Consider the following 13,321-nt stretch of genomic DNA (forward strand, 5'->3'; position numbering starts at 1 on the left):
GCCTATCGGGCACACCGAAACGCGCCGTGTGCTGGGATCGGGGATATGACACCGCGGTTTCTGCCCTACTCGACCAGGCCCGGCCGGCTGGCGGCCCAGCTGTTCAGCGACTTCGCCGTCGTCGTGTGGACAGTGCTGTGGCTTCTGGTCGGCCTGGCAGTTTACGACGCCATCGCGACCATCGCCGACGCCGGCCGGCAGGTCGAGAGCGGCGCGGACGGCATCGCCGGCAACCTCGCGTCCGCCGGCCACGGCGCCCAGCACATTCCGGTGGTGGGCGACACGGTCAGCGAGCCGCTCAACTCCGCCAGCCGGGCCGCGCTGGACATCGCGGGCGCGGGCCACGACCTGGACATCGCGGCGAGCTGGCTCGCCGTGTTGCTGGCGATGGCGGTCGTGGCGCTCCCGATCCTCGTCGCGGTGATCCCGTGGGTGTTTCTGCGGCTTCGATTCTTTCGGCGCAAGTTGACGGTGACCGCGTTGGCCGCAACCCCGGCCGGTGCGCAATTGCTTGCGCTGCGCGCGTTGACCAACCGCCCGCCCCGCACGTTGATCGCCGTCAGTGCGGACCCGGTCGGCGGGTGGCGTCGCGAGGATCCGGTGACCATCGGCGCCCTGGTGGCGGTCGAACTACGGTCGGCGGGTATCGCGATCCGCAGGGCTTAACAGCAGCGCCCGCGAGAAGAGCAGCAGCCCGGCGACGGCCACAATGAGCCAGGCGGCCAACGCATCCCAGAAGAAAACCTGGGACACGGTGAGCAACCACCGCTCACCGAGCTCGGTTGCCATGGCGAAACTGGCCGCGGAATACATGCCCAGCGGGAACACGAACGCCCACCACACGCCGGCGAATTGCAGCATGTTGGGATGCCGCCTGATGCGGTGCAGGACGAAATAGATCAGCGGCGGTATCCACAGCGTGGCCGTCACCCAGGTCACGATGGTGACCGCCCGCACCGGGCCGGCCAGCCAGCCGGGCGCGATGGTATGGATGTTGTCTCCGGCCAGCGTCGCAATCGCCATGCCGCCCATCAGGATCCAGGTATCGGGCTCGAAGCCGTCGCGGTGCTGGCGTTCGTTGACCACGCGCCACAGAGTCAACCAGGTCATCAGGCCGTAGATGCACAGCGCCGCCACCCATGCGGCCACGGCTACCGCGAGCCACCAGTGGTGCCCGGTCTGACGGGCCGCCCGGGCGATCACGATCGCCAAACCCGATGTTCCCACGCTGCCCAACTGCCAGGCGCCGTGGACATGGTCGCGCAGCACGGACCAACGCTGTGCCAACATATTTCGCGCGCTGAGCATGATCAGCACCAGCCAGGACACCAGCGCGACGACACCGAGGACCCGCGCCACCCACACATTGGACGACAAGCGGGTGTCGATCACCGCGCAGGCGGCGACGAACGTGATCATCCGCAGTGTGACGTCGGGATCGGTGAGATCCCAGCGCAACTTCTGTTTGGTGGCGCAGGCCTTCGCGACCACCAGGGCGACCAGCAGCACCAGCCCGAGCGTGGCGATGACGCCCATCGTGTCGCTGATCAACCGGTATCCGTGATTTTTCGCGCCGACGGACAAGATACCGGTCGCCATCACCGCAGCGAACACGTCGGGGGTGGGCTCGATATCGGAGAACCGGATCGTCACTGTTCTTCGCGTAGCTCCACCACGAGGTGCCGGATGCCGGTATGCCGGTTGCTGCGGGCCCATTCGACCGGCCGGACCACCCGCACCGTGCCGAACCGACTGAGCAGTTCCTCGAACAGCACCCGCAGCTCGAGGCGCGCCAGGTTGGCACCCAGGCAATAGTGCACGCCTTGTCCGAATCCCAGATGCGGATTGGGTTTCCGCGCGATATCGAATTCGTCGGCGCCGTCAAAGACACTGGCGTCGCGATTCGCCGATCCCTCCCAGATCTGTATCTTCTGTCCGGCCGCGATCGACTGGCCACCGAGCGTGACGTCGCGGGTGGCGGTGCGCCGTTTCGAGGGCGAGGGTGAGGTCCACCGCACCATCTCCTCCACGGCGGTGGGTAACGCGCCGAGATCCCCACGCAGAGAATGCAATTGCGGTGGATGGCTGGCCAGCGCCAGCAGCCCGCCCGCGACCGCGTTGCGGGTGGTCTCCGCGCCGGCGCTGAACAGCAGGCTGAAGAACAGGTACAGCTCGAGGTCGGAAAGAGCCGACGCGGCGTCCCCATCCGAGTCGTCGAGCATCGCGTTCGCCACGACCGACAACATGTCGTCGGTCGGCTTGTCACGTTTGGATGCGATCAGCTGTTGACCGTAGTCATACATCCGCGACCCGGCTTCTTCGAGTGAGGACCGCAGCGACGGCTGCGATAATGTGGCCTTGCGCGAACCACCGAAATCGAACTGCGGCTCGATCGCCTCGAACAACCAATGCCGCTCGGACTCAGGGACTCCCAGCAGAATGCAGATCATCTGCATCGGCAGCTCGGCCGCGATGTCGACCAGGAAGTCGAATGGCTCACCGGGCACCACCGCGTCCAGCAGCCGGCGCGCCCGGGCCCGCAGATCGTCCTCCACCAGACGGATCATCCGCGGCGTCAGCCCGGAGCTTACCCGCCGCCGGATCTGCGAGTGCCGCGGGTCGTCCATCATGTTGAGCACCTGACCAGCGATCGCCAGGTCCTGCAACAGTGTGCCGCCGTACGGCCGCTCGCCACCGGTGACCGACGAGTACGTCACCGGATCCTTGAGAACCTCAAGCGTTTCCGCGTAGGTGGCGACCGACCAGAAACCCTCGCCGTCCGGGGTGTTGTCGGTCGGTGAGTGCCAGTACACCGGCGCCTCCCGCCGATGGATGGCGAACAGGTCGTGCGGAAATCCGGTGGCGAAGTTGTCCAGGTCGGTGAAGTCGATCCCCGAGAGCGCGCCCGCCAAAGTCACAGGATCGCACCGGGAACGTACTTGGCCGCGTCCGGGTAACGGCTCACCAGCGCATCCACCAGCGCCGCCACCTCGTCCACCTGGTCACCGGCGGCACCGGTGAACGCCTTGTTGTCGGCCAGCGCGGTGTCCAGACCCGCCCGGTCCAGCGGCAGCCGCTCGTCGGCGGCCAGCCGATCCAGCAGATCGGGCTCGGCCCCGCGTTCCCGCATGGCCAGCGCCGTCGCCACCGCGTGTTCGCGGATCACGTGATGTGCGGCCTCACGGCCCATGCCGGCGCGCACCGCGGCGATCAACACCTTGGTGGTGGCCAGGAACGGCAGATAGCGGTCCAGTTCGCGACCGATCACCGCCGGATAGGCGCCGAACTCGTCGAGCACCGTCAAGAAGGTCTCGATCTGCCCGTCGACGGCGAAGAAGCTGTCCGGCAACGCCACTCGGCGCACCACCGAGCAGAACACGTCACCCTCGTTCCACTGCGCGCCCGCCAGTTCCGCCGCCATCGAGGCGTAGCCGCGCAGCACCACCTGCAGGCCGTTGACCCGTTCGCAGCTGCGGGTGTTCATCTTGTGCGGCATCGCCGACGAACCAACCTGACCCGGCGCGAATCCCTCGGTGACCAACTCGTGCCCGGCCATCAGCCGGATGGTGTGCGCCATCGAGGACGGTCCTGCGCCCAGCTGCACCAGCGCCGAAATCACGTCGTGGTCCAGCGATCTGGGATACACCTGCCCGACGCTGGTCAAAACCGTTGCGAAGCCCAAGAATTGGGCGACACGCCGCTCGAGTTCGGCGAGCTTGGCCGCGTCGCCATCCAGCAGGTCGAGCATGTCCTGCGACGTGCCCATCGGTCCTTTGATACCACGCAACGGGTAACGGTCGATCAGCTCCCGCAGCCTGGTCAACGCGATCAGCGTCTCCTGGGCCGCCGAGGCGAACCTTTTGCCCAGCGTGGTGGCCTGGGCCGCGACATTGTGACTGCGTCCGGCCATCACCAGGTCGCGATAGGTCACGGCCCGCTCGGCGAGCCGCGCCGCGACCGCCACCCCGTGAGCGAAGACCAGCTCCAGCGAACGCCGGATCTGCAGCTGCTCCACGTTCTCGGTCAGATCGCGACTGGTCATGCCTTTGTGCACATGCTCGTGACCGGCCAGCGCATTGAATTCCTCGATACGGGCCTTGACGTCGTGGCGAAGGACGCGTTCACGATCCGCGATCGAAGCCAGATCGACGTCCTCGAGCACACGCTCGTAATCGGCGATCGCTTCGGGGGGCACCGCAACGCCCAGCTCCGCTTGTGCGCGCAGCACCGCGAGCCACAGCCGCCGCTCCGCGACGATCTTGGCCTCGGGCGACCAGATCGCGACCATCTCGGCACTGGCGTACCGGGCGGCCAGCACATTCGGAATGCTCACTTGGTCCTCACGAACACACAGCTTACGGTTCGTCCGGCGCCGCGAGACTGCATCTGGCGACGCGTTCGCCGAGTAGCGGCGTCACCAGTTGCAGCCTGGCGGCACAATGTCGCCCATGTACTTCGCCGGTGTCGACCTCGCCTGGGCGGGCCGTAACCCGACCGGCGTTGCCGTCGTCGACTCCGGCGGCGATTTGGTGAGCGTGGGCGCGGTCCGCGACGACGACGAAATCCTGGCCGCGCTGCACCCCTACGTGCGGGGCGATTGCCTGGTCGCCTTCGATGCGCCGCTGGTGGTGAACAACCCGACGGGCCAGCGCCCCGCCGAGACCGCGCTCAACCGCGACTTCCGCAGGTTCGAGGCCGGGGCCCACCCCTGCAACACCGGAAAACCCGAATTCGCCAACGGCCCGCGCGGGGGCCGCCTGGCCGCGGCGCTGGGCCTCGATCCGGATCCGCGGTCGCCGGTCACGCGTCGCGCCATCGAGGTGTACCCGCATGCGGCGACCGTCGCGCTGTTCCGGTTGCAGCGAACCCTGAAATACAAGGCAAAACCGGGCCGTGGCGTCGACCGGCTCAGATCCGAGCTGTTGCTGCTGATGGACGGCCTCGAACGGCTCGCGCAGGCCCCGATTCCCCTGCGTGTCGCCGCACACGATGGCTGGCTCGCGCTGCGCCGGGCCGTGACCACCGCGCAACGCAAATGCGAGCTGCGCCGCGCAGAAGATCCGGTCGATGCCGTCGTCTGCGCCTATGTGGCGCTGTATGCGCAGCGATGCCCGGCCCAGGTGACGATCTACGGCGACCTCGACACCGGGTACATCGTGACGCCGTCGCTGCCGCCCGACCCGATCCGCCCGTTGCGGACGGGTCAGATCTGCACGGGGCGCTGATCGATGGGTGCGAGCACCTCGATGAGATCGACCACCGCCCCCTGCGCCGCCGCGCGCGGATCTCGTCCCTCTACCAGGGCCGACACCACCGAACCGTCGACCGCGCAGATCAGCGTGCACACCAGCTCGATGTGCACCGAGCGGCCCGAGCGCTCGATGGCCTCCGCCACCGCCTCGGCGCGCTGACGCAGGCTGCGCCGCATGGTCTCCTGCAACGCGGGCAGGCGGGTGCACGCGATCTGCCGCTCATAGCGCGATATCAGCTGCTCGGTGAGTCCCGGGCCGGACACGTCCCCGACGAGCAGATCCGCCAGCACCTCGGCGATGGTCTCCGGCCCGCGGCGCCGCCGGGACAAGGCGGCGACCCGCGATCGAAGCTGCGCCACCTCGATCATCGCGGTGTGTTCGACCGCGCGTGCGATCAGATCGTCGAGGGAGGAGAAGTAATAGGTGGTGGACGCCAACGGCAATCCGGCCCGACCGGCGACCGCCCGGTGCCGCACCGCTTCGAACCCGCCCTCGGCAAGCAGCTCGGCGGCGGCGCTGACGAGCGCATACCGTCGACGTTCTCCTTTCGGAGTAACCGCTGCAGTCACGAGTAGCCATCGTGCCAGCCAAAGTGGTACTGCATTGCCATTTCGGCCAAACGGCCATGGCATGATGGCCCGCATGCCCGACTTGAGCCGCCGCGCCGTGCTCGGTCTCGGCGCCAGTGCGGCCCTCGGCGCCGTCGGCGCCTACGGGCTCGACATTTTGTTACAGCCTCGAACATCTCACGCCACGCCGGTTTCCGCCCCCGTATCGAGGGCGGGCACCCAAATGCCGTTGGCACCGCCGAGCGCCCCTCGTGCTCCGGCTCCCCCGTCGGCGCCCGCGCCCACCATGGTCACCGGTTCCTTCGTGTCGGCCGCGCGCGGCGGCGTGAACACCAATTGGGCCATCGCGCGTCCGCCCGGCCAGACCCAGCCACTGCGAGCGGTGATCGCGCTGCATGGCAAGGGCAGCGACGCCTCCACCGTGATGGCCGGTGGCGTCGAGCAGGGGCTGGCGCAGGCTGTCAACGCGGGGCTGCCGCCGTTCGCGGTGGTTGCCGTCGACGGTGGCGGTAGCTATTGGCACAGGCGGTCTTCCGGCGAGGACAGCGGGGCGATGGTGCTCGACGAGCTCATCCCCATGCTGGGGAACCAGAATCTGGACACCTCGCGCGTGGCGTTCCTGGGCTGGTCGATGGGTGGCTACGGCGCGCTGCTGCTCGGCGGCCGGCTCGGCGCCGGCCGCACCGCGGCCATCTGCGCGGTGAGCCCGGCGCTGTGGCTGTCCTCCGGCGCGGCCGCACCGGGGGCGTTCGACGGGCCGGACGACTTCGCGGCGAACTCGGTGTTCGGGATGCCCGCGCTGGCGTCGATCCCCATCCGGGTGGACTGTGGCGACAGCGATCCGTTTTACGCTGCGACAAAGCAGTTCGTCGCGCAGCTGCCGCAGCCGCCGGCGGGCGGTTTCTCCCCCGGCGGGCACAACCCCGAGTTCTGGAGCTCGCAGTTACCGGCCGAACTGACCTGGATGGCACCGCTGCTGACGGCCTAGGGACCGGTTTGATCGCGAATGTAACGCCACTGCGCGAAAATTGGCGCGGATTCGCAGCAGCGTTACGCTCGCGGGCGTGACCCCACCTTTCGATTGGCGCTTCCCGTACGCCTGGCCACGCAAGCCCGTGCTCGCGGAAAACGTTGTGTGCACATCGCAACCGCTTGCCGCCCAGGCGGGCCTGCGCATGCTCGCCGAGGGCGGAAGCGCGGTGGACGCGGCGATCGCCACGGCAATCACGCTGACGATCGTGGAGCCGGTGTCCAACGGCATCGGCGGGGACGCCTTTGCCATTGTGTGGGATGGCAAGCAATTGCACGGGCTCAACGCGTCGGGCCGCTCGCCGGCGGGGTGGACTCCGGAATACTTTGGCGGCGAAGCCGTTCCCCTCCTCGGGTGGAATTCGGTGACCGTGCCGGGAGCCGTGTCGGCGTGGACCGAGCTGCATACCAGGTTCGGCAAGCTGCCCTTCGAGCGGCTGTTCGAACCCGCGATCTCGTACGGCCGCAACGGTTTTCTTGTTTCGCCAACGGTCGCGGAGCAGTGGGCGGCGCAGGTGCCGCTGTTCGAGAAGCAGCCGGGTTTCGCCGAGGCGTTTCTGCCCGGCGGGCGGGCGCCGAAACCCGGTGAGCGGTTCAGCCTGCCCGATCATGCGGCCACACTCGAGACCATCGCCGCCACCAACGGCGAGGCGTTTTACCGCGGGGAACTGGCCGCCAAACTCGAGGCGCACTCGTCGGCCAGCGACGGTGTCATGCGGGCCAGCGACCTCGCGGCGCACCGCGCCGACTGGGTGGGCACGGTCGACGGCAGCTACCGGGGCTACACCGTGCACGAGATTCCGCCCAACGGTCAGGGGATCGTCGCGTTGATCGCCCTCGGCATTCTCGAGCAGTTCGACATGGCTTCGTTGCCGGCCGATTCCGCCGACAGCGTGCACCTGCAGATCGAAGCGGTCAAGCTGGCGTTCGCCGACGCGCAGGCCTACGTCGCCGACATCGACCACATGCCGCTGCGGCCGGAACGGCTGTTGGACAAGGAGTACCTGGCGCAGCGGGCCGCATTGATCGACCGCGCACGGGCGAAGCCGGTATCCGCGGGGGCTCTCTCGGGCGGAACGGTCTATCTGACCGCTGCCGACGCCGCGGGAGTGATGGTCTCGATGATCCAGTCCAACTACATGGGATTCGGTTCCGGCGTGGTGGTACCGGGAACCGGGATCGCGCTGCAAAACCGCGGGGCGAACTTCGCTGCCGCCCAAGGTCATCCGAATATCGTGGGCCCGAACAAGCGCCCCTATCACACCATCATTCCGGCCTTCGTGACCAAGGACGGCGGCCCGGTCATGAGCTTCGGCGTGATGGGCGGGATGATGCAGCCGCAGGGCCATGTGCAACTGATGGTGCGCATCGCCGACCACGGGCAGAACCCGCAGGCGGCGTGTGACGGTCCACGGTTTCGGTGGGTGCAGGGTATGCAGGTCAGTTGCGAAAAGGGTTTCCCAGCATCAACATTGGACGAACTGCGGCGCCGTGGACATGATCTGGTCGCCGTCGACGACTACAACCAATTCGGCAGCTGCCAGGCTATCTGGCGACTCGAGGAGGGCTATTTAGCGGCCAGCGATCCGCGCCGCGACAGCCAGGCCGTCGCTTTCTAGACGCCTTCTAGACGCGGATCTGACCTTCGGCCGCCAGCTGGGCGATGTCGTTGCGGAAATGACTGCCCGGCAGCCGAATCGAACGAAGAACGTCATATGCCTTGGTCCGCGCGGCCGAGAGGTCGGCACCGGTTCCCACCACCGACAGCACCCGACCGCCCGACGAGACGATTCCGCCGTCCTCGCGCCGCGACGTTCCGGCGTGCAGCACCCCGTCGGCCTCCGAGCCGACGATGACGTCGCCCACACGAGGACGTCCGGGATAGTTCTCCGCAGCCAGCACCACCGTCACCGCGGCACCGTCGTGCCAGCGCAGCTCACCGAACTCCGCCAGCTTGCCGCTGCCCGCCGCGTACAGCAGCTGCCCGAGCGGTGATTCCAGCAGCGCCAGCACCGCCTGCGTCTCGGGATCGCCGAAGCGGCAGTTGAATTCGACGACCGCGGGTCCGTTCGCGGTGATCGCGAGTCCGGCATACAGCAATCCGCTGAACGGGCAGCCACGCGCAACCATCTCGGCCGCAACGGGTTCGACGATGTTGCTGACAATGTCGCGATACACCTCGTCGGGAAGCCACGGGACCGGCGCGTAGGCGCCCATGCCGCCGGTGTTGGGCCCGTTGTCGCCGTCGCCGACGCGCTTGAAGTCCTGCGCCGGGAGCAGCGGCACCACGGTCTCGCCGTCGACGACGCAGAACAGCGACACCTCGGGGCCGTCCAGATACGACTCCAGCAGCACCGGGTGGCCGGCCTCGAGCAGTCCGGCGGCGTGCGCGCGCGCGACACCGCGATCCGCGGTCACCACGACGCCCTTGCCGGCGGCCAGGCGGTCGTCCTTCACCACCCAGGCCGCATCCCCGGCCGGCGGACCGAACCGGTCCAGGGCGGCGTCCAAAAGCGCGGGGCTGTCGACGATTTCAGTGGTCGCGGTGGGCACCCCGGCCGCGGCCATGACCTCTTTGGCGAAGGCCTTGGAGCCCTCGATGCGGGCGGCGTCCTTGCCGGGGCCGAAGCAGACGATGCCGGCGGAGCGCAGCGCGTCGGCCACCCCGAGGACCAGCGGCACCTCGGGGCCGATGACCACCAGGTCGGCGCGCACCCCGCGCGCCAGGGTGACGACATCGGAGGCCGAGGCGATATCGACCTCGTGCTGCTCGGCCAGCCGGGCGGTGCCGGCGTTACCCGGGGCGATGGCCAGTCCCGTGACCTGCGGATCTTTGCGGAGCGCCAGCAGCAGCGCATGCTCACGGGCACCGGAGCCGATCACCAGGACGCGCACGAAACGACACTCTAGCCGTCGGCTGGGTGTCAGCGCCCGCTGGTAGTGACACGACGTGGGGCGGTTCGGAGAACGCTCAGCTGATGCCCCTCACTGGGGCCCGGCGACGTCACTGACCGGCTGACTGGGTCGTGATCGAGCGTCCGAGCGGCGCCACAAATAGATTCCCAGGGCAAGGATCATCACGAACGGTATGTCGGTGAGAAACTTGCTCCAGTAGTGATGGATCTCGGTGACCGCCTGCACTGCCATCAACAGACCGTGCGCAAGGTTGGCCCACATCGTGAAGTTCAAAAATGACGCATAGTCGTGCGGGTCGCCCGCGGCCCGCAACAGAAACACTCCCCATACCATGTAGATCACCATCAGCATTGGGGGCACGTGCAGATGCTCACTGCCGCAACGTACGTCGTTCCAGATCGTCCAATTCAGCGCTCCGCCATGCTCGGCCAACAACGGTGACTGCGCGAGGAAGCCGACAAACAGCAGCACAAATATGGCCAGTGTCAAAACGCCGTAGACGCGTAGAAAGACCCGGAACGCAGCCGGCCCACGTGATCGATCGTCGTTGACGATGCCGGTTATTTCCATGTTGCACTCCTATTCACGGTGGTATCGGTGGCTACGAGAGTCTGGCGGGGAGGTCGAAACGTTGTAGGGCGTCGACGTTCTGAAACGCCACTATGCGGGAGATGCCTTGGGCGGCAACGGTGAGCACGTGCAGCGAGTGCAGTCGGCGGTTGCCGGCAGGACCGATGTAGAGCGCCATCGCCGGCTGTCCATTGGCCGATGTCCGAACGATCGACGCCTTCCCCAGCTCGCGCATCCGTGCTCCCAGGAAACCAGCGATGACGTCCCGTCCCCGAAACCAGGTGAGGATTGGCGGCATTTCAAACGATGCGTCCTCGCTGAGCACCGCGACCAATGCGGCGACGTCCGCGTTTTCGAACGCGGCAACGTAACGATCGAGCAGTTCACGTTGCTGTGTCTGCGACGGTTCGGCAACACCGTCGTGTTCGGCGGGCAGCCGCGCTCGTGCCCGCTGCAGTGCGCTGTTGACCGCCGCGACGCTCAGGCCCAGCAGGCCGGCGGCTTCGGCTGCACTCAGGCGCAGCACATCACGCAGAATCAGCACTGCTCGTTGCCGCGGCGGAAGGAGTTGCAGCGCCGCAACGAATGCCAGCCGCATCGTATGCCGCTGCACCGCCACCACAGCGGGATCACCGACGGTCCCGGTGAGCGCAGAATCGGGCGTCGCCTGTAACCACGCCAGCTCTGCTGACCCGGCGCGAAGCGCCGCGGAGGAATCCATTGCCGCGGCGCTGAGATCCGATGGCAGCGGACGACGGTTGCGTCGCTCGACGCCCCTGATGAACGCGCGGGTCGCGATGCGATACAGCCACGTGCGCAGCGAAGAGCGCCCATCGAAGCGGTCGTACGCGCGCCACGCATCCAGATACACGTCCTGGACGATTTCCTCGGCGTCGTCGAGTGAGCCCAACATCCGGTAGCCGTAGGCAACGAGTTCCCGGCGGAACGGTTCGACGAGCCGCCCGAAATCCTCACCCTGATCAGTGTTGGTGCCCATGACCGTCCGATGCACCCGCCAGCTGGCAGCATGCGGCCGTCCTGTCCAGCAGGTCCAGCCGTGCGGCACGCCGTTTCCGCCCTGACTCACTGCGTGAGATCTTCATCAGAATTCCCGTCCTTTCACCATGTATAGAGGCACCGGCACGTCGAAATTCATCGTTTCCTCGCGACAATCCCTCATCCCTCACCGCACCTCGGGCCGAAGTAGGAGCCGATCAGCACGGCACGGCTGACGGTCGGCGGCGCCGCAAGACGCTCTCGTAGGTGTCGGTGAAACTCCCGGTGGGCGGCGCAGTCCGCGAACGGGTCGGTAGTGCCGTCGAACACCGCGACGTGCAAGAAGCCCACACCGTCGTCGAACTCGAACACCTGGTAGTCGAGCCCACCGGGATCGAGGCCGGCGAGTTCGGTCAGCACGTCCTCGATCAACGTCCGGTTGTGCTCGGCCGAGTCGGCATTGGTGTGGTACTGGACCACAGCGGCTCTACGCATCCCGACTACCTCTCACCGGTGACCCGCGATCACGGCCTGTCCCACCAGCGCCGCTGCCGCATCGCCTGCTAAGCATGCTGCGGGACCGCGAACGCGGAACGGTTTTGGCTGATGAACGCCTCGAGTGACTGTGGCGTTGCGCCGCCGATCGTTTCGACCACATCCGTCACCACGTCGAATTCACCGCGTTGGTGGCTCTCGGCCACCCGCGAGAGATGCTCGATCAAGAACGGCGACATAACGGGGATCTGGGACAGGATCTGCCGCCAGTCCTCGACGGGAATGTCCACATACTGCACCGGACGGCCCAATGCGCTGCCGAAAACGCTCGCCTGTTCTGCCATCGACAACGATGCCGGGCCAGTGGGCACATACGTCTTGCCTTGGTGCACAACAGGATCGGTCAGGATACCGACGACCACTCGTGCGATGTCTTCTCCCGAGATGGGGGCGTGTCGCCCGTCGCCATAGGGCAGATAAAGCTTGCTCTCGGCCCCGACTGTCGGTGCGGCAACGTTGAAGAGATTCTCCAGAAAGAAGGGCGGGCGCAGATGGGTGACACCTATCCCCGACCAGTCGAGCACCCGCTCGGCGAACCAGTGTTGGCGGGCGGCTGGGCTGGCGTGATCCGGGCGAGCGGTGATCTGGGACATGTTCACCATCCACTGCAGACCCGTCTGTGTTCCCGCAGCGGCGAAGGTCGCGGTTGCCTCCATCAGGCCTTCGGCCAGCGGATAGGTGAAGTAGGCCCGTTGCACCCCATCCAGCGCTGCGGACACGTCTCGGAAGTTGTGCAGATCGCCGACGGCGATTTCGGCGCCCAATTCTCGTAACCGGTCCGCCCGTTCGTCGTCCCGGCGAACGAACGCCCGAACCGACCGGCCCCGCTCGAGCAGCTGCCGCGCCGTGTGGTTGCCCGTGGCGCCATGGCTTCCGCCCGCGCCCGCAATCAGGAACATCGTGGAATCCGGCTGTGCCATTTCCGTTGCCTCCTCGACCTACACAATCGGTATGCCGATATAGAGGCGGCGGCGTTCTCAAACTCATCGGTTCCGAGCGAACATGACCGCAGTATCGCTTCACGGCGCACGCCGGGAGATGAGCTTTCGAGCTCGAACGAACTAGGCGCGGATGTCAGCGCCGGTCAGTCGGCGGCGTTGCCCGAGTGCATCTTCAACGCGGCATCCACGTTGGCCCTCTTGTCTTCTCCGGCACCCTTCGCCGCGGCCTTCTTGCGCTTGGCCACGACGGCCTCGACCGCGCCGTTGAGCGCCGAGCCCAGCGGGAAGCCCAGGTAGTGGGTGAGGAAGACGGCCATCTCCTTCAGTTCGGTCTCGGTGAGTTCGCCGTTGAGGAGCGCGGCGTTGATCTGGATCTCGGCCAGATCGCGATTCCCGATGGCGGTCACCGCCGTCAGCGTCATGATGCGCTTGTCGCGCATCGACAACCCCGGCCGCGTCCAGATGCTGCCGAACAGGTGATCGACGGTCAGGT

At 67.1% G+C, this 13,321-nt stretch carries 14 protein-coding genes; 4 read left to right on the forward strand and 10 right to left on the reverse strand.

Going from position 1 to position 13,321, the window contains the following annotated elements; all coding sequences use genetic code 11:
• The first annotated feature begins 45 nt into the window (after window positions 1–45).
• Window positions 46–666, forward strand: a complete 621-nt coding sequence (locus tag EPN51_RS19690) for a hypothetical protein (RefSeq protein ID WP_293045707.1) — start codon at window positions 46–48, stop codon at window positions 664–666.
• On the opposite strand, the gene EPN51_RS19695 is transcribed toward EPN51_RS19690, so the two are convergent.
• The 3 genes from EPN51_RS19695 to purB are packed head-to-tail and all read right to left on the reverse strand — an operon-like array spanning window position 631 to window position 4,333.
• The gene (locus EPN51_RS19695; RefSeq protein WP_293045709.1) at window positions 631–1,653 is read right to left on the reverse strand and encodes a tellurite resistance/C4-dicarboxylate transporter family protein; all 1,023 of its coding nucleotides are present in this window, start codon (window positions 1,651–1,653) and stop codon (window positions 631–633) included. The two genes, EPN51_RS19690 and EPN51_RS19695, sit on opposite strands and share 36 nt — an antisense overlap.
• Window positions 1,650–2,918, reverse strand: coding sequence for a cytochrome P450 (locus EPN51_RS19700; RefSeq protein ID WP_293045712.1), 1,269 nt, complete (start codon window positions 2,916–2,918; stop codon window positions 1,650–1,652). The genes EPN51_RS19695 and EPN51_RS19700 overlap by 4 nt, the downstream gene beginning before the upstream one ends.
• Window positions 2,915–4,333 (reverse strand): adenylosuccinate lyase, encoded by a 1,419-nt coding sequence (gene purB / locus EPN51_RS19705; RefSeq protein ID WP_293045714.1) that lies wholly within the window; start codon window positions 4,331–4,333, stop codon window positions 2,915–2,917. Before purB ends, EPN51_RS19700 begins: the two co-directional genes overlap by 4 nt.
• Before the next feature lie 115 nt (window positions 4,334–4,448).
• Here purB and EPN51_RS19710 point away from each other — a divergent pair, with 115 nt between their 5' ends.
• The gene (locus EPN51_RS19710; RefSeq protein WP_293045716.1) at window positions 4,449–5,225 is read left to right on the forward strand and encodes a DUF429 domain-containing protein; all 777 of its coding nucleotides are present in this window, start codon (window positions 4,449–4,451) and stop codon (window positions 5,223–5,225) included.
• On the opposite strand, the gene EPN51_RS19715 is transcribed toward EPN51_RS19710, so the two are convergent.
• The gene (locus tag EPN51_RS19715; protein ID WP_293045719.1) at window positions 5,204–5,884 is read right to left on the reverse strand and encodes a TetR family transcriptional regulator; all 681 of its coding nucleotides are present in this window, start codon (window positions 5,882–5,884) and stop codon (window positions 5,204–5,206) included. The two genes, EPN51_RS19710 and EPN51_RS19715, sit on opposite strands and share 22 nt — an antisense overlap.
• On the opposite strand from EPN51_RS19715, the gene EPN51_RS19720 reads away from it, so the two are divergent.
• Both EPN51_RS19720 and EPN51_RS19725 read left to right on the forward strand, forming a co-directional pair.
• Window positions 5,883–6,809 (forward strand): alpha/beta hydrolase-fold protein, encoded by a 927-nt coding sequence (locus EPN51_RS19720; protein ID WP_293045721.1) that lies wholly within the window; start codon window positions 5,883–5,885, stop codon window positions 6,807–6,809. The genes EPN51_RS19715 and EPN51_RS19720 overlap by 2 nt on opposite strands.
• Window positions 6,810–6,885: 76 nt before the next feature.
• Window positions 6,886–8,469 carry a gamma-glutamyltransferase family protein gene (locus tag EPN51_RS19725; RefSeq protein WP_293045723.1) on the forward strand — a complete coding sequence of 528 codons (1,584 nt, stop codon included), beginning with the start codon at window positions 6,886–6,888 and terminating at the stop codon, window positions 8,467–8,469.
• A 7-nt stretch (window positions 8,470–8,476) separates the two neighbouring features.
• Here EPN51_RS19725 and purD read toward each other — a convergent pair whose 3' ends face one another.
• The 6 genes from purD to EPN51_RS19755 form a co-directional block, all read right to left on the reverse strand.
• On the reverse strand, window positions 8,477–9,745 hold the full coding sequence (gene purD, locus EPN51_RS19730) for a phosphoribosylamine--glycine ligase (protein ID WP_293045725.1): 1,269 nt from the start codon (window positions 9,743–9,745) through the stop codon (window positions 8,477–8,479).
• Window positions 9,746–9,835: 90 nt separating this feature from the next.
• A complete protein-coding gene (locus tag EPN51_RS19735) occupies window positions 9,836–10,336 on the reverse strand; it encodes a DUF6632 domain-containing protein (RefSeq protein ID WP_293045728.1) in 501 nt (166 codons plus the stop codon).
• Window positions 10,337–10,367: 31 nt separating this feature from the next.
• Entirely contained in the window at window positions 10,368–11,333 is a 966-nt protein-coding gene (locus EPN51_RS19740) for an RNA polymerase subunit sigma-70 (RefSeq protein WP_293045730.1), read from the reverse strand.
• Window positions 11,334–11,512: 179 nt separating this feature from the next.
• Window positions 11,513–11,827 (reverse strand): hypothetical protein, encoded by a 315-nt coding sequence (locus tag EPN51_RS19745; RefSeq protein WP_293045733.1) that lies wholly within the window; start codon window positions 11,825–11,827, stop codon window positions 11,513–11,515.
• Window positions 11,828–11,895: 68 nt separating this feature from the next.
• On the reverse strand, window positions 11,896–12,807 hold the full coding sequence (locus tag EPN51_RS19750; protein WP_293045734.1) for an NAD(P)H-binding protein: 912 nt from the start codon (window positions 12,805–12,807) through the stop codon (window positions 11,896–11,898).
• A 164-nt stretch (window positions 12,808–12,971) separates the two neighbouring features.
• Window positions 12,972–13,321 (reverse strand): carboxymuconolactone decarboxylase family protein (locus tag EPN51_RS19755; RefSeq protein ID WP_293045737.1); only part of this gene is annotated, 350 nt, incomplete at its 5' end.

This window comes from Mycobacterium sp. (assembly GCF_004298145.1).
Taxonomy (GTDB): Bacteria; Actinomycetota; Actinomycetes; order Mycobacteriales; family Mycobacteriaceae; genus Mycobacterium.